This is a genomic window from Rhizobium sp. PP-CC-3G-465, from assembly GCF_004343445.1.
In the GTDB taxonomy this organism is placed as follows: Bacteria; Pseudomonadota; Alphaproteobacteria; order Rhizobiales; family Rhizobiaceae; genus Ferranicluibacter; species Ferranicluibacter rubi.
Genome location: NZ_SLYH01000001.1, coordinates 416,813 through 432,303, shown reverse-complemented (window position 1 = coordinate 432,303; position 15,491 = coordinate 416,813). Strand labels below are relative to the sequence as shown.

Here is a 15,491-nt window from a genome sequence, read left to right as displayed (position 1 = left end):
TCCGATTGTGACAGCGATGTTTACTCTGTCACATAAGGCCGGCGAAGATCGGTCTCAGGGGAAAATCTTGATCAGCACCGAAACACACAAGACGGTGTCGGACGTGATCGCCGCGAACTTCACCGCACTGACGCGGGCGGAGAAGCAGCTGGCGGAAACGTTGCTCGACAACTATCCCGTTTCCGGGCTTGGCAGCATCACGACCGTGGCCGAGAACGCCGGGGTGTCGACGCCGACCGTCGCGCGCATGGTGCAGAAGCTCGGTTTTCGCGGCTTCCCGGATTTTCAGGCGCGGCTGCACCAGGAGCTGGAGGCGACCATCTCCAACCCGATCAGCAAGCACGACCGCTGGGCGACGAACGCGCCGGGCACCCACATCCTCAACCGTTTTGCCGACGCCACCATCAACAATCTGAGGGCCACCCTCGCCCAGATGGAGACGCAGGATTTCGATGGCGCGGCAGCGCTCATCGCCGACCCGAAGCGGCGCGTCTACCTGATCGGCGGCCGCATCACCCGCACGCTAGCGGACTATGTCTTCACCCATCTTCAGGTCATCCGCGCCGGCGTGACGCTGATCGCCTCCGGCTCCAGCCCCTGGCCGCATTACGTTCTCGACATGAAGAAGGGCGACGTGCTGGTGGTGTTCGACATCCGGCGCTACGAGCAGGAACTGGAGACGCTGGCCAAGGCCGCCCGCTCCCGTGGCGCGGAGATCATCCTTTTCACCGACCAGTGGTCCTCCCCCGTCGCCAAGTCTGCGGCAAAGGTCTTCCGCGTGCATATCGAGGCGCCTTCGGCCTGGGATAGCTCGGTGGTGACCCTCTTCACCGTGGAGGCGCTGATCGAAGCGGTCCAGAACTCGATCTGGGAGGAGACTCGCGACCGGATGAAGGCGCTGGAGACCCTGTTCGATGCGACACCGCTGTTTCGCAAGCCTTTTCAGGAGAGAAAGGGATGACACCGGAAACCCTGCAACAAAAAACCCTAAATACAGGGGTTTAGCCGGGAGACAAAGCGTAAAACTGTCCACCGCGTCTGTCATAGAAGCTTCATGACGCCGCTCTATCAGCTTGAACCACCGGGTCGGAAACCCCGGCCTGACAAACCCAAGGAGACTTTCGTGCTGTCAAAGACCCACCGCCTTCTGTCGCTGACATCGGCGATGCTCGTCGCTTCCACGGCGCTTGCCGCTGCCGAGCCGAGCGCAGAACTGATCGCTGCCGCCAAGAAGGAAGGCACGCTCACCACCATCGCGCTTCCGCACAACTGGTGCGGCTACGGCGACGTCATCGCCGGCTTCAAGGCCAAGTACGGTCTCGAGGTCAACGAACTGAACCCCGACGCCGGCTCCGGCGACGAGATCGAGGCGATCAAGGCCAACAAGGGCAACACCGGCCCGCAGGCGCCCGACGTGATCGACGTCGGCCTCTCCTTCGGCCCGTCCGCCAAGGCCGACGGCCTGATCCAGCCCTACAAGGTCTCCACCTGGGACTCGATCCCCGATAGCGCCAAGGATGCCGACGGCTTCTGGTACGGCGACTATTACGGCGTTCTCTCCTTCGTCGTGAACACCGACATCGTCAAGGACGTACCGAAGGACTGGGCGGACCTGAAGAAGTCCGATTACGCCAACAGCATCGCGCTGGCCGGCGATCCGCGCGCCTCCAACCAGGCCGTTCAGGCCGTCTACGCCGCTGGCCTTGCTGCCGGTGAAACGGACGCGACGAAGGCTGGCACCGCTGGCCTCTCCTACTTCGGCGAACTGAACAAGGCCGGCAATCTCGTGCCCGTCATCGGCAAGTCGGCCTCGCTTGCGCAGGGCTCCACGCCGATCGTCGTTGCCTGGGACTATAATGGTCTCTCTTGGCGCGACAGCCTCAACGGCAACCCGCCCGTCGAAGTCGTCGTTCCCACGAGCGGCGTCGTCGCCGGCGTCTACGTGCAGGCCATTTCTGCCTTCGCACCGCATCCGAACGCTGCAAAGCTGTGGATGGAATACCTTTATTCCGACGAAGGTCAGCTCGGCTGGCTGAAGGGCTATTGCCACCCGATCCGCTTCAACGATCTTGCCAAGAACAACAAGATCCCGAAGGAAATGCTCGACAAGCTGCCGCCGGCCGCTGCCTATGAAAAGGCCGTGTTCCCGACGCTCGACGAGCAGGCTGCCGGCAAGACCGAGATCACCGGCAAGTGGGACGGCGTCGTCGGCGCCAACGTCCAGTAAGATACTCTACCGGTCGTAGGACCTGTAAACCCAGCCTCTCCGCGTTCGCGCGGAGAGGCTTCCGATACGCCCTCCCGAACGAAAGCTCGCCGATGAGCCCACCGATCCGCACAGTGACAGCGCCGATACCGAAATCGGGCCCGACCATCAGCAAGGACCGGATCATCGATTGGCTGGGCATCGCGCCCTTCATGCTCTTTGCGTTTCTCTTCCTGCTGGCGCCGACATTCTACCTCGTCATCGGCGCCTTCTTCACGCCGGACGGCCAGCTGACGCTCAAGAACATCTCCGACCTTTTCACCCCGTCGATCCTGTCCGCCTACTGGATCTCAATCCGCATCTCGCTTGCCTCCGCCCTCGGCGGCGCGTTCATCGGCTTCTTCCTTGCCTGGGCCGTCGTGCTCGGCGGACTGCCGGCCTCGGTGCGCTCGACGCTTCTGACCTTCTCCGGCGTCGCCTCCAACTTCGCGGGCGTCCCCCTCGCCTTCGCCTTCCTTGCCACCCTCGGCCGCACGGGTCTTGCAACGGTGCTCCTGCGCGACTGGTTCGGGTTCAACCTCTATTCGACCGGCTTCAATCTCCTGAGCTTCACCGGCCTGACGCTCACCTATATGTATTTTCAGATCCCGCTGATGGTCCTGATCCTCACGCCGGCGCTCGACGGCATGAAAAAGGAATGGCGCGAAGCCTCCGAGATCCTGGGCGCAACGAACCGGCAGTACTGGACCATGGTCGCCCTGCCGATCCTGTGGCCGAGCCTGCTCGGCACCACGTTGCTGCTGTTCGCCAACGCCTTCGGCGCCATCGCCACCGCCTATGCGCTCACGGGAAGCTCGCTCAACATCGTGCCGATCCTGCTCTACGCGCAGATCCGCGGCGACGTGCTGCACAATCCGAACCTTGGTTACGCCATTGCGCTCGGCATGATCGTTATCACCGGCGTCTCCAACGTGCTCTATCTCATGCTGCGGATGCGCGCCGAGAGGTGGCAGAAATGAAGACGAACCGCATCGGCGCCTGGATCGCCATGGCCATCGGGGCTAGCTACTTCGTCATTCCCCTGATCGGCACCTTCGAATTCTCGCTGCGCATGCGCCGCGGCGAATATTCCTTCGACGCCTACCGCTCGGTGTTCTCGGACATGCAGTTCCGCGAGACCTTCGGCTATTCCATGATGATGGCTCTGCTGACCATCGTCTTCGGCATGCTGCTGGTGGTCCCCACGGCCTACTGGGTGCGCCTGCGCCTGCCGCAGATGCGACCCGTGGTCGAGTTCATCACGCTGCTACCGCTGGTCATTCCCGCCATCGTCATCGTGTTCGGCTATCTGCGCTTGTACAATTCGTCGTCCATCCTGCCGCTGACCGGCTCGACGACGGGCACGAACATATTGCTGATGTTCTCCTACATCACCCTGTCGCTGCCCTACATGTACAAGGCGGTCGACACCGCCATGCGGGCCATCGACGTCCGCACGCTGACGGAGGCGGCCCAGAGCCTCGGCGCGAGCTGGTCGACCATCCTCTTCCGCTGCATCTTCCCGAACGTCATGAGCGGTGTGCTCTCCGGTGCCTTCATCACGCTCGCCATCGTCATGGGCGAGTTCACCATGGCAGCCCTCCTCAACCGCCCGGCCTTCGGCCCTTACCTGCAGCTCGTCGGCGCCAACAAGGCCTATGAGCCATCGGCGCTCGCGGTCATCGCCTTCTCCATCACTTGGCTCTCCATGGGCCTTCTCAATCTCGTTTCGCGCTTTGGCAAGTCCGCCCCGGCCAAGGCATAAAGGTCATAGGCTCCATGTCGTTTCTCAACCTGACCCACATCCGGAAATCCTTTGGCCAGACACAGGTCGTGCACGACTTCGACATGGCGATCGAGAAGGGTGAGTTCGTGTCGTTCCTCGGGCCGTCCGGTTGCGGCAAGACGACGGTGCTGCGGATGATCGCCGGCTTCGAGACGCCCTCCTCCGGCACGATCATGATCAACGGCCGGAACCAGAACGAGCTGAAGCCCAACCAGCGCAATATCGGCATGGTGTTCCAGGCCTATGCCCTGTTTCCCAACATGACGGTCCGCGACAATGTCGCCTTCGGCCTGAAGGTCGCCGGCGCTCCGAAGGCGGACATCGACAGCCGTGTGAAGGAAATGCTCGCGCTGATCCACCTCGAGCACCTGGCGGATCGCTACCCTTACCAGATGTCGGGCGGGCAGCAGCAGCGCGTGGCGCTGGCCCGGGCGCTCGCCCCCAAGCCGCAGGTCCTCCTCCTTGACGAGCCTCTTTCGGCGCTCGACGCCAAGATCCGCGTATCGCTGCGCGAAGAGATTCGCATGATCCAGCAGCAGCTGGGCATCACCACGGTTTTCGTTACGCACGACCAGGAAGAGGCGCTGTCGATCTCCGACCGCATCGTCATCATGAATGGCGGACGCGCCGACCAGATCGGCACGCCGTTCGAGATCTACAATCGCCCCGCGACCCGCTTCGTCGCCTCCTTCGTCGGAACGCTGAACCTGATCGACGCCAAGGTTGTCGATCCCGCAACCCATCGCATCGTCATCGGTGATCAGGGCATCACGCTGCGCGAACCGCTCGGGGACGCGAAGGCCGGCGATACGATATCGCTGGCGCTCCGGCCGGAAGCCGGCTCCATTGCACCCGATGCCAAGGGCGATACCGCCCTGACCGGCACCGTCATCGCCACCAACTTCCTCGGCTCGGTCATCCGCACCCGCATGAAGATCGCCGACAGCGTGATCTCGTTCGACATGTTCAACAATCCCGGCCTGAAGCCACCGGCCATCGGGGAAACGGTGACGCTGCGCTTCACGGCGAGCGATCTTCTCATCGTCAGGGAATAGTTTTCTTCAAAAACCCGTCCGCACGAAACAAAGCGGATTTGACGGTTTGCTGCAGGTGCTTATAGTCACGATCGTACGTTCTCAGGGCGGGGCGAAATTCCCCACCGGCGGTAACAGGCGGCAATGCCTGGAGCCCGCGAGCGCTTCAGGTCTCCCGCATGTTGGCGGGCGGCAGGAAGGTCAGCAGATCCGGTGTGACTCCGGAGCCGACGGTATAGTCCGGATGAAAGAGAGCAAACGGCAGGTCACGGCCCGACAAGGCTGCGTCATGTCCGCGTGTTCGCCCAAGGGATCCCGTCGAACGGCTAACCCTTGAAAGGCCACTTGCATGACCATCGCATCCCACCCCTCACAGAAAATCGCTATCATCCGCGCGCGCTGGCACGCTGCCATCGTCGATCAGTGCGTCAACGCGTTTGCCGCCCGCTGGCAGGAACTCGGCGGAAATGCAGCCGATATCGAGATCTTCGACGTGCCCGGCGCGCTCGAAATCCCGCTTCATGCCCAGACGCTGGCAAAGACCGGCCGCTTCTCGGCCATCCTCGGCACGGCCTTCGTGGTCGATGGCGGCATCTACCGCCACGACTTCGTCGCCTCCACCGTGCTCGACGGCATGGTGCGCGTCTCGCTCGACACCGGCGTTCCCGTTCTCTCGGCCGTCCTCACGCCGCATCACTTCCAGGAATCGGAAGCCCACATCCGCTTCTTCACGGATCACTTCGTGATCAAGGGCGCGGAAGCAGCCAATGCCGCCCGCCAGTTGCTGGCAGCCCGCGCGGAGATCGCGCTCGTTCCGGCACAAGCGACTACCTGACAAGACGAGGGCCCGCTGCCGTAATGGCAGCGGGCCCCCAGGCACTATCTCGTCTTCACATGGCCTGTCGTCAGGCGCCGGACTTTCCGGCTTCGCGGCCGATTCCCCGCGGCGACTCGCCGGGCGACAGAACGAATCTCCAGATCAACGCGCCGATCGCCGCGCCGACCAGAGGCGCGAGCCAGAAGACCCACAGCTGGTTCGTTGCGCCGTTCTCGGCAAAGAACGCGACGGCCGTCGAGCGTGCGGGATTGACCGACGTATTGGTCACCGGAATGGAGATCAGATGGATCAGCGTCAGCCCGAGCCCGATGGAAATCGGGGCGAAGCCGGCAGGTGCCGCCCGCGCCGTGGCGCCCAGGATGATGATGAGGAATGCCACCGTCAGGACGATCTCGGCCACCAATGCCGCAAACAGGCTATAGCCCCCCGGTGAGTTTGCCCCAAAGCCGTTCGATGCGAACCCGCCGGCAATGAAATCCGGCTTTCCCGCCGCGATCGCGTACAGAACGGCGGCTCCGGCCACGCCCCCGATGACCTGGGCAAGCCAGTAAGGCACGATTTCCTTCCAGCTGAAGCGTCCGGCGATGGCGAGACCGAGCGAAACGGCAGGATTGAAATGCCCGCCTGAAATGCCGCCGACCGCATAGGCCATGGTCATCACGGTCAACCCGAAAGCCAGGGATACGCCGACGAAACCGATGCCGAGTGCCGGGAAGCCCGCAGCAAGCACCGCGCTGCCGCAACCGCCGAAGACCAGCCAGAATGTGCCGAAAAGTTCGGCCGCAAGTTTTCTACTCATGAAAGATAGCCCCTTCTGAAATCAAATGTCGCAGAACGAGGACATGCCTCTCCTCCCACCGACAGCACAGATCTGTCTCCAACGCATAGATTAAGCAACCAATAATTTAGAGGAAATCGTAATTGGGTTGCAAATTCTTGCATGAACGCGCCGCCGCAAACGATTCGAATGACTCGGCTATTCCGGCTCGTTTATGTATCCGTTAAAGACGCAAAAGGACCGAGATCGGCGCATCGACAGCTCCCATCGTCATCATGTTTCGCGCACCGGAAAACTACACGAAAACGCGATTTGACGCCGGACAAGGATCGGCTCACTGTCGGCGCAGACTTTCAAAACGTCACGGCGCGTCGTCAGGCGCTCAAGCCATCCGCGCCCTTAGGGATTGCCGTATGTCGAAAACCTCCCGTTCCAATCTCCGCCGCAACCTCACAGGCGGCGTTCTCGGCGCCTTCGCGCTGACGGCCCTCATCATCGCCGTCACGGCCGTCCGCGCCGGTGCCGCTGAAGAGGCCGTGGTCATTCCACCGCCAAGTATCGATGAGAAGACCTCGACCAAGACCGAAAAAGCCGTCTTTGCCGGCGGCTGTTTCTGGGGTGTGCAGGGCGTCTTTCAGCATGTGAAAGGTGTGACCAACGCCGTCTCAGGCTATTCCGGCGGCGCCAAGGAAACGGCGTCCTACGAGACCGTCAGCGGCGGCAAGACCGGCCATGCAGAGGCTGTCGAGGTGACCTATGATCCCTCGCAGGTCAGCTACGGCCAGTTACTCCAGATCTTCTTCTCGGTCGCACACAATCCGACGCAGTTGAACTATCAGGGCCCCGATCACGGCACGCAGTATCGCTCTGCCATCTTCACGCTCAGCCCTGAGCAGAAGAAGGTTGCGGACGCCTATGTCGCACAACTCGACAAGGCAAAGGTCTTTCCGGACAAGGTCGTGACCGAGGTTGCCGACCTCAAGGGCTTCTACACGGCCGAGGCCTATCATCAGGACTTCCTGACGCTCAACCCAGATTATCCCTACATCGTCTACAACGACCTGCCGAAGATCGAGAACCTTAAAACTGTGTTCCCGAAGACCTATCGCGACAAGCCGGCACTGGTCTCGCAAGCCAAGGGCTGAACGGCTTTTAGGAACCGCTGTCGGTGCCCGTGCCACGGCGGTTCCCCGTAAGCCGAGCGTTGCGAAATTCCCACAGCCATAAAACATGATAGGAATCATCATGTTTTATGGCTGTCTTTGCGACAGAATCTTGATAGTGAAAATCATCTTTTCACCGAGAGATAGTTCGCATGCCACGCCGTTTCCCGCTTCGCTCAGCCCTCGTCACCAGCACCTCCCTCTTGGCGCTCGCCTTGCCTCTGGCGGGCACGGCTGCCTTCGCGCAGGATACAGCAACAGGCGAGCCGACGGTGCTTGAAGAAATCGTCGTCACCGGCGGCAGCGGCGGCGTCATCACGGGCGAAGGCTATGTCGGCACAGCGAGCGCCACCGGCGCGAAGACGGACACGCCCTTCCTCCAGACCCCGCAATCCATCTCCTCGGTCACGGACGCGCAACTTGAAGACCGCAATCCGCAGTCGCTTCAGGAAACCCTCGCCTACACGCCCGGCACGCGCGTCGGCGCCTTCGGCTTCGATCCGCGTTTCGACAGCTTTTCCGTCCGTGGCTTCGATGTCACGTATACCGGCATCTTCCGCGACAACCTGCGCCAGCCGGGCGCGGGCTCCTCGCTCTTCAAGACGGAACCCTATGGGCTCGAAGGCGTCTCGATCCTCCGCGGCCCCTCGTCCGCACTCTATGGCGCATCCGGCGCCGGCGGCCTCTACAACCTGATCACCAAACGACCGACGATCGAGCCGCTGCGCGAGGTCGAGCTACAATACGGAACGAACCAGCGCTATCAGGGCCAGTTCGACCTCTCCGGTCCGATCAACGAAACCGACCCGGTTTACTACCGCCTGACCGGTTTGCTGCGCGATGCCGATACCGAACAAGTCTCCGTTTCCGACGACCGCGCCTATATCGCCCCCGCGATCACATGGAAGCCCGACGAGGACACCAAGCTCACCATCCTCGGCGAATATTCCCGCACGAAATCGGGCGGCACCGCCGCCTATTACAACGATCCGCTGACCGGCAAGGTCACCGACATCTTCGGCGGCAATCCGGATTTCAACGATTCCGTCCAGAAGCAGGCGCGGATCGGCTACGAGTTCGAGCACCGGCTGAACGACGTCTTCGTCTTCCGCCAGAACGCCCGCCTCTCGACCCTCAACATCGATGCCGATTACGCCTTCGCCTATGCGCCGAACGCGCTCGACCCGACCTTGCTCGACAGCAGCGCCGGCACCTTCGATGAGCGCCTGACGGCCGGCGTCATCGACAACCAGATCGAGGCGAAATTCGCGACCGGCGCGTTCGATCATACGCTCCTCTTCGGCCTCGACTTCCAGAAGCTGCGCTACCGCTCGCTCGACGGCACCGGAACGGCCCCGCCGCTCGACACCGCCAACCCGAATGCCGGGCGCGATGTGGATCCCATTCCCTTCTCCACCCGCACCGTTCAGGACCAGTGGCAGATCGGCACCTATGCGCAGGATCAGATCCGCTACGATGCCTGGACGCTGACGCTCGGCGGTCGCTACGACTGGGTCGATACCGACACCGACGACACGGTGCTGGCGAGCGGCGACACGACCACGACGTCGCAGCGCGACAAGGCGTTTTCCGGCCGCATCGGCCTGACCTACGAGACCGATTTCGGCCTCGCGCCTTATGCCAGCTACTCCACAGCCTTCTCGCCCAATGCAGGCATCAATCAGGAAACGCGCCGGCCCTTCGACCCGACGGAGAGCCAGCAGCAGGAAATCGGCGTGAAATATCTGCTGCCCGACAGCAACACGCTTCTGACGGCCGCCCTCTTCAACATCGATCAGGATAACGGCCTCTATTACGAAGTCGTCAACCTGCCGACGGGCCCTGAAAATATCCAGGTCCAGCGCGGCAAGCTGCGGTCGCGCGGGCTGGAGCTGGAGGCAACGACCAGCCTCGACAACGGCCTCTCGCTGACGGCGTCCTACACCTACACGCATATGAAGATCATCGAGGGGCCAGCGGATAGCCAGGGCAATTTCGTCTCTTCAGTGCCGTTGCACATGGCCTCGGTCTGGGCGAATTACGACATGCCGGAAGATACGTTCGCACATGGGCTGGGCGTCGGGGCCGGCGCGCGCTTCATCGGCTCGAGCTTCGGCAACGACACCAACACGGTGAAAAATTCGTCGCGGGTTCTGTTCGATGCCGCCGTCCACTACGATTTCGCCGCAATCGACAAGAAATACGAGGGGCTGAAGCTGCAGGTCAATGCCACCAATCTTTTCGACCGGCGCGATGCCGTGTGCTCGGGCGGTTTCTGCTATCGTGATCAGGGCCGCACCGTCATCGGCTCGCTGAAATACAGCTGGTAGGCCCGGATGATCCCGACCCCTCCCTCTTCGCCAAACGATGCCTTCCGGCCACCGGAACTGAAATCCGTGTTCACCGGCGAGCATGCCTGGTGCGGCGAAAAGATGATGCTGTCGCGGGATCTGGAAGGGGCGCTGCCCCTTGCCGGATTCTTTTCATCTCCGGCCTTCACCGAAGCGCTCGATCGCTATGCGCAAACCCATGGCGGTAGCGACCGGCGGGCGATCGCATCCATGTGGTCGCTCTACTACTTCGCCGGACTGACGATCCCCTTTATCGTCGCGCGCCGGGCTGATTACGTCCTGCCGGTCGATCTCGCCAGCATGACGATCGCGCTCGCTGAAGACGGCCTGCCACGAGCCTTCGGGCTGGAAACCGAAGGCGACTGGAGCGAGGCCGATGCAGCGGATGGCGCGGATGGCTATGTCGTGCCTCTGGTCCACCGCCATCTCGCCACCGTGGTCGCGGCCATGAAAGCCGCCGCCGGTCTGGCGCCGAAGCTCGCCTGGAACAATGCGGCCGTCTACATCGACTACGCGTTCAACGCCACGGCCCCGACGAGCGGCAGCGACGCGTGGGCCTCCCGCCCACTGTTCGAGCAGCCGGTCCTTGCCGATGGCACGGCGAACCCCTTCCGCGGCTGTCTGCGGCATGAGCCCGTGGGCGACGAGACCGTCTGTCGCCGCAAGGTCTGCTGCCTGCGCTACCTCCTCCCCGGCATTCCGAGCTGCGGCGCGCTCTGCGCCTTGCCCGCCCAGCGTGGCGAAGGCCCGCAAAAAGGACACTGAGACCGATGCTTTCCCGCCGCCTGTTCGCCGTTCTCGTCTTTCTTCTCTTGGCTCTGGGTGCTCTCTCGGCTGGCACGGCAAGCGCGTCCACCTATCCATTGACGGTCACCGATTCCATCGGGCGCACCGTGACCATCAAGGAGAAGCCGAAGGCGATCCTGCTCGGCAGCGGCTTCAACCTCGTCGCTCTCTCGCTCATCCATCCGGATCCGGTCAGCCTGCTTGCGGGCTGGTCGGGCGACATGAAGGGCGATAACCCGGAAATCTATGCCGCTTTCGAGAAACGATTTCCCGACATCGCCAAATTGCCCACCATCGGCGATGGCACCGGTGATGGCCTGTCCTTCGAAACGATCCTGTCGCTGAAGGCCGATCTGGCGATCATGGCCAACTGGCAGGCCGATACCGAGCTCGGCAAGCGCGCCATCGACTATCTGGAAAGCACGGGCGTCCCCGTCATTGTGGTCGATTTCAACAGCGATGCCCTGAAGAACACGCCCTCCGCCATGCGCCTGCTGGGCACCGTGCTCGACCGTGAGGCACAGGCCGAGGATTTCGCGACCTTCTACGAGGCCCATCTGCAGCGCATTCGCGACCGGGTGGCACAGGCGACCGCGCCCGGCCCGACGGTGTTGATGGATGCGTTCCCCAACCCGGACAAGTGCTGCTACGCCTATGGCACCGGCGGTCTCGGCGCTTTCATCGGCCTCACCGGCAGCCGGAACATCGCGGAGGGCAACCTGCCCGCCCAGGGCGGCATCGTCAGCACGGAATATCTGATCGGCGCCGACCCGGACGTCTACATCGCCACGGGCTCCCCCGGCGGCACCTACAGCACCTTTTCCATCGGCCCCGGCGTGCCGGATGAGGAAGCAAGACGCACGCTGGCGCAGGTCATCACCTCCCCCATCCTCGCCAACCTCAAGGGCGTGCGCGACAAACGCGTGCATGGGCTGTGGAATTTCTTCAACGCGGTGCCGCTTAACATTCTGGCAGCAGAAGCCTTCGCCCACTGGCTTCGGCCCGATCTCTTCGCCGATCTCGACCCCAAGGCGACGCTTGCCGAGATCAACACACGCTTCGCCGCGGTCCCGTTCGAAGGCGCCTACTGGATCAGCATCTCGGAATAACGCGGCTCTTGCCGGACATGAGAACGCCGGCGCGGAGCGATCCGGCCGGCGTTCTCATTCGTGGCGATCACTGTGAAGCTCAGGCAGCCTTCGCCTTGACCATGCCGCTGGCGTTGACGGCCTTGGACAGCTTCGTCAGGTCGGCGTCGGTCTTTTCTTCCTGCTTCAACGTCTCGTCGAGCAGCTTGACGGCTTCGTCGAGACCGAGCAGGCCGGCCCAGGTCTTGAGCGTGCCGTAACGTGCCATTTCGTAGTGCTCGACGGCCTGCGCCGTGGCCAGCAGACCGGCATCGACGGCGGGCGACCCCTTGAATTCCTCAAGAACTTCCTCGCCTTCTTCGATGATGCCTTCGATGGCCGCACAGGTCTTGCCGGTGGCGCGCTTGCCGAAGATTTCGAAAACCTGCTGGAGGCGTTCGATCTGGCCTTCGGTTTCTTCACGGTGCTTTTCGAAAGCGGCCTTCAGGTCCGGGCTCTGCGCGCCACGAGCCATCTTTGGCAGCGTCTTCGCAATCTTCTTTTCGGCGTAGTAGACATCCTTGAGCATGTCGTGGAACAGATCCTCGAGTGCTTTTCCTGCCATTGTTCTATCCTTTCACGGGTCCGCGGGACAGGTTTGTCGCCGCGGTGGTTCAAACGGTGTTTCTGCGGCTGAGGAACTTGGCGATCTCACCTTTGTTCCCCTTTTGATTCACCGCATGCGCTTTCAACCCGGCCGTGTCGTCCCTATATATAGATGCATGGGGAGGCAGTTCATGCTTTGGATTTCGCTCGCGATCGCGAGCCTTGTGGTCGTCGCGCTTGCCGTCTGGGACCAGCGGTTTCGCAAGATGGCCGAGCCGGCGCTTTCGGTGCTCGTCGCCGTCGGCCTCATCAGTGCCTTCGTCGTCTGGTGGACCGATGACAATGCCCGGCCGCCCGAGTCTCTGTCGCCGGTCACCGCGGATCAGCCTGTCGCCACGATCGCGGAAAGTCAGGTCCGGCTGGAAAACCTTCAGTTCGAAAAGAGTACACCCGCGAGCAGCTATGTGGTGACCGGCACGGTCCACAATGACAGCACCGCCTTCCTCGACTATTTCACCCTCGACGTCACGCTCGACGATTGCCCGTCCGGCGCCTGCCGCACGATCGGTCGCGACGACGCGCTGATCATCGCCCGAATCCCGCCAGGTCACTCAGCGCCGCTCCGCACCTCCCTCATCTTCCCCGCACCACGCAGCGGCCCGCCCGAGGCTCCGCAGTGGACCACCGCGATCGTCAAGATCCAGTCCTCCCCCGCCGGTCCGTAACCGGTGTTCGAAGCCGATCGCAAAGGCCTCGACAGTCGGCGCCGGATGACGGAAACTCGGCAGAACAGACGAGCCGCCTCAGGACAATGCCCATGCCAATGACAGAACCCACCGACGATCGCGACCTCGTCATCACCCGCCACATCGATGTCACGCCGAACGCGCTGTTCCGCTGCTGGACGGAGCCTGCTCTCCTCCAGCAATGGTTCGTGCCGAAGCCGTGGACGATCGCGACGGCCGAGGTCGATTTGCGCGTCGGCGGCTCGAACCTCATCGTCATGAAGAGCCCGGAAGGTGAGGAAATGCCCAATCGCGGCGTCTATCTCGACATCGTGCAGGATCGGAAGATCGTCTTCACCGACGCCTACATCCACGCATGGACGCCGTCGGAAAAGCCCTTCATGACCGGCATCATCACCTTCGAACCGGAGGATGGCGGCACATGCTACACGGCCCGTGTCCGCCACTGGACGAAGACCGACCGCGACGCGCATGAGCAGATGGGCTTTTACGAGGGCTGGAACCAGTGCGCCGACCAGCTCGCGGCCCTCGCCGCAACCCTCTGATCTCAGCGACAGGCGAGCCAGGCCGATTGACAGCCGTTCCGCACGCGTCATAGTGATGCTTATCAATAGGTTCTCCGGGTGCCACACCATCCGGGGAGTAAATGGGAACGTGACGGGTGGACCCAGTGCGGCACCTCAATCACGGCCGACCCCGCGACTGTAGAGCGGTCAGGGTCTTTCATGCCGGGCAACCGGTAGAAGCCACTGTGGTGACGGGGATATCCCCGATCTGCGGGAAGGCGAGAAAGATCCGACGATGCCAGCCGGCATCAGACGCCGCGAGCCAGGAAACCTGCCGATTGATGTCGGGCATTTCGCCCAAATGAGTGGGACACGTCCCACGTTGCCATCACGGAGGTTGTCATGGCTGTTACCAACGCATCCGGCGTTTCGCTTTCTCTCAATGACCGCATGATCGCGGGTCTCCTTTCCCTGTGCATTGGGGCCTTCCTCGTGTTCGGAGCCGGTCTGGCCAATTCGGCCGTGCTGCACGACACCGCGCACGACGTCCGTCACTCGTTCGGCTTCCCCTGCCACTAGAGTAAACAGGCCCGATCTCTCAAGCGACAGGCGAACGCAAGCCCCGTGACCGGGCCTTGCGTTGCTGACGCCTGCATGCCCGACGCGACCGCCTCTGTGCGACCGCGCCGGTCGCGCTGCGCATCGTCGTGCCGATGGATCGGATCATTCCACACATGCACAGGACGAGGGCACGCCAATAAGGCGTTGCTCCGAAAGGTATAACCATGATCGTCAAGACACTTCTGGCCGCCATCTGCGCCGGCCTCATCGCAGGCCTCTTCATGACCGCCGCGCAGGAACTCCGCGTCGTGCCCCTGATCCTCCACGCGGAAACCTATGAAGGCGAACCTGCCCCCGGAACCCCGACGGCACACGAGCATTCCTCGCGCGAATCGAGATCGCTCCTCCAGTCTCTCGCATCCGCGCTTCAGCCGGTGACGCCGGCCTATGCGCATGATGGCGAGGCACACGAGGATGGCGGCATCATGTTCGGCTTGAGCCGCTTCTCCGGGACGCTGATGGCCAATCTGGTGACGGGCGCCGGCTTCGGGCTGCTTCTGGGCGGCATCGGCGTTCTCACGGGCAGCCCTCCGACCTTGCGCACAGGCCTCACCTGGGGTGCCCTCGGCTGGCTCTCGGTCCACATGCTTCCGGCTCTCGGCCTTCCGCCCGAACTGCCCGGCTTCCCCGCCGCCGACCTCGGCGATCGCCAGACGTGGTGGCTTGTCACCATGGCGCTCTCGGCGCTCGGACTCGGCCTGATCGCGCTGCGGCCGGAGATCGTGGCGAAGGGTGCAGGATTTATCCTCCTCGCTTTGCCTCACATCTACGGCGCGCCCCAGCCCGGCGATATCGCGAGCTCGGTTCCCGCCGTTCTCGGCGCGGAATTCGCAGTGGCGGCACTGGCAACGACGCTGGCCTTCTGGCTCGTCCTCGGCATCGTCTCCGGCGCCATCAACGACCGCTTTCTCAAGACGGCGTGACAGCCATGCGGCCCGCTTACCCGGTGGGCCGCATTATCATA

16 protein-coding genes and 2 riboswitches are annotated in these 15,491 nt (G+C 62.7%); of the genes, 14 read left to right on the top strand and 2 right to left on the bottom strand.

Annotated features, from left to right (window positions below):
* The first annotated feature begins 16 nt into the window (after positions 1 to 16).
* From C8J33_RS02005 to C8J33_RS01980, 6 genes are all read left to right on the top strand, one after another.
* Positions 17 to 961 carry a MurR/RpiR family transcriptional regulator gene (locus tag C8J33_RS02005; protein WP_132662911.1) on the top strand — a complete coding sequence of 315 codons (945 nt, stop codon included), beginning with the start codon at positions 17 to 19 and terminating at the stop codon, positions 959 to 961.
* 162 nt (positions 962 to 1,123) lie between these two features.
* A complete protein-coding gene (locus tag C8J33_RS02000) occupies positions 1,124 to 2,227 on the top strand; it encodes an ABC transporter substrate-binding protein (protein WP_132662909.1) in 1,104 nt (367 codons plus the stop codon).
* Positions 2,228 to 2,319: 92 nt separating this feature from the next.
* The gene (locus C8J33_RS01995) at positions 2,320 to 3,225 is read left to right on the top strand and encodes an ABC transporter permease (protein ID WP_110799237.1); all 906 of its coding nucleotides are present in this window, start codon (positions 2,320 to 2,322) and stop codon (positions 3,223 to 3,225) included.
* Positions 3,222 to 4,010 (top strand): ABC transporter permease, encoded by a 789-nt coding sequence (locus tag C8J33_RS01990; protein WP_132662908.1) that lies wholly within the window; start codon positions 3,222 to 3,224, stop codon positions 4,008 to 4,010. The genes C8J33_RS01995 and C8J33_RS01990 overlap by 4 nt, the downstream gene beginning before the upstream one ends.
* A gap of 14 nt (positions 4,011 to 4,024) precedes the next feature.
* Positions 4,025 to 5,086, top strand: a complete 1,062-nt coding sequence (locus tag C8J33_RS01985; RefSeq protein ID WP_132662906.1) for an ABC transporter ATP-binding protein — start codon at positions 4,025 to 4,027, stop codon at positions 5,084 to 5,086.
* A 73-nt stretch (positions 5,087 to 5,159) separates the two neighbouring features.
* Positions 5,160 to 5,325: riboswitch (FMN riboswitch) on the top strand.
* An 89-nt stretch (positions 5,326 to 5,414) separates the two neighbouring features.
* On the top strand, positions 5,415 to 5,900 hold the full coding sequence (locus C8J33_RS01980; protein WP_132662904.1) for a 6,7-dimethyl-8-ribityllumazine synthase: 486 nt from the start codon (positions 5,415 to 5,417) through the stop codon (positions 5,898 to 5,900).
* 70 nt (positions 5,901 to 5,970) lie between these two features.
* On the opposite strand, the gene aqpZ is transcribed toward C8J33_RS01980, so the two are convergent.
* A complete protein-coding gene (gene aqpZ, locus C8J33_RS01975) occupies positions 5,971 to 6,702 on the bottom strand; it encodes an aquaporin Z (protein ID WP_132662903.1) in 732 nt (243 codons plus the stop codon).
* A 392-nt stretch (positions 6,703 to 7,094) separates the two neighbouring features.
* Here aqpZ and msrA point away from each other — a divergent pair, with 392 nt between their 5' ends.
* The 4 genes from msrA (at position 7,095) to C8J33_RS01955 (ending at position 12,090) form a co-directional block, all read left to right on the top strand.
* A complete protein-coding gene (gene msrA / locus C8J33_RS01970; RefSeq protein WP_132662901.1) occupies positions 7,095 to 7,826 on the top strand; it encodes a peptide-methionine (S)-S-oxide reductase MsrA in 732 nt (243 codons plus the stop codon).
* A 170-nt stretch (positions 7,827 to 7,996) separates the two neighbouring features.
* Positions 7,997 to 10,174 carry a TonB-dependent siderophore receptor gene (locus tag C8J33_RS01965; RefSeq protein ID WP_132662900.1) on the top strand — a complete coding sequence of 726 codons (2,178 nt, stop codon included), beginning with the start codon at positions 7,997 to 7,999 and terminating at the stop codon, positions 10,172 to 10,174.
* Positions 10,175 to 10,180: 6 nt separating this feature from the next.
* Positions 10,181 to 10,960 (top strand): siderophore-iron reductase FhuF, encoded by a 780-nt coding sequence (gene fhuF / locus C8J33_RS01960; RefSeq protein WP_132662898.1) that lies wholly within the window; start codon positions 10,181 to 10,183, stop codon positions 10,958 to 10,960.
* A gap of 5 nt (positions 10,961 to 10,965) precedes the next feature.
* Entirely contained in the window at positions 10,966 to 12,090 is a 1,125-nt protein-coding gene (locus tag C8J33_RS01955; RefSeq protein WP_132662896.1) for an ABC transporter substrate-binding protein, read from the top strand.
* 79 nt (positions 12,091 to 12,169) lie between these two features.
* Here the strand turns inward: C8J33_RS01955 and C8J33_RS01950 are convergent, their stop codons facing one another.
* Positions 12,170 to 12,673 carry a ferritin-like domain-containing protein gene (locus tag C8J33_RS01950; RefSeq protein ID WP_132662894.1) on the bottom strand — a complete coding sequence of 168 codons (504 nt, stop codon included), beginning with the start codon at positions 12,671 to 12,673 and terminating at the stop codon, positions 12,170 to 12,172.
* A gap of 172 nt (positions 12,674 to 12,845) precedes the next feature.
* Here C8J33_RS01950 and C8J33_RS01945 point away from each other — a divergent pair, with 172 nt between their 5' ends.
* The 4 genes from C8J33_RS01945 to C8J33_RS01930 all read left to right on the top strand — a co-directional run bounded on the left by C8J33_RS01945 (position 12,846) and on the right by C8J33_RS01930 (position 15,450).
* Complete coding sequence (locus C8J33_RS01945; protein WP_132662893.1) at positions 12,846 to 13,379, top strand: hypothetical protein; 534 nt, start codon at positions 12,846 to 12,848, stop codon at positions 13,377 to 13,379.
* Positions 13,380 to 13,477: 98 nt separating this feature from the next.
* The gene (locus C8J33_RS01940; protein WP_207904021.1) at positions 13,478 to 13,945 is read left to right on the top strand and encodes an SRPBCC family protein; all 468 of its coding nucleotides are present in this window, start codon (positions 13,478 to 13,480) and stop codon (positions 13,943 to 13,945) included.
* A gap of 50 nt (positions 13,946 to 13,995) precedes the next feature.
* Positions 13,996 to 14,259, top strand: a riboswitch (cobalamin riboswitch).
* 49 nt (positions 14,260 to 14,308) lie between these two features.
* The gene (locus C8J33_RS01935) at positions 14,309 to 14,485 is read left to right on the top strand and encodes a CbtB domain-containing protein (RefSeq protein WP_092984467.1); all 177 of its coding nucleotides are present in this window, start codon (positions 14,309 to 14,311) and stop codon (positions 14,483 to 14,485) included.
* A 206-nt stretch (positions 14,486 to 14,691) separates the two neighbouring features.
* The gene (locus C8J33_RS01930; protein WP_132662889.1) at positions 14,692 to 15,450 is read left to right on the top strand and encodes a CbtA family protein; all 759 of its coding nucleotides are present in this window, start codon (positions 14,692 to 14,694) and stop codon (positions 15,448 to 15,450) included.
* Positions 15,451 to 15,491 lie beyond the last annotated feature (41 nt).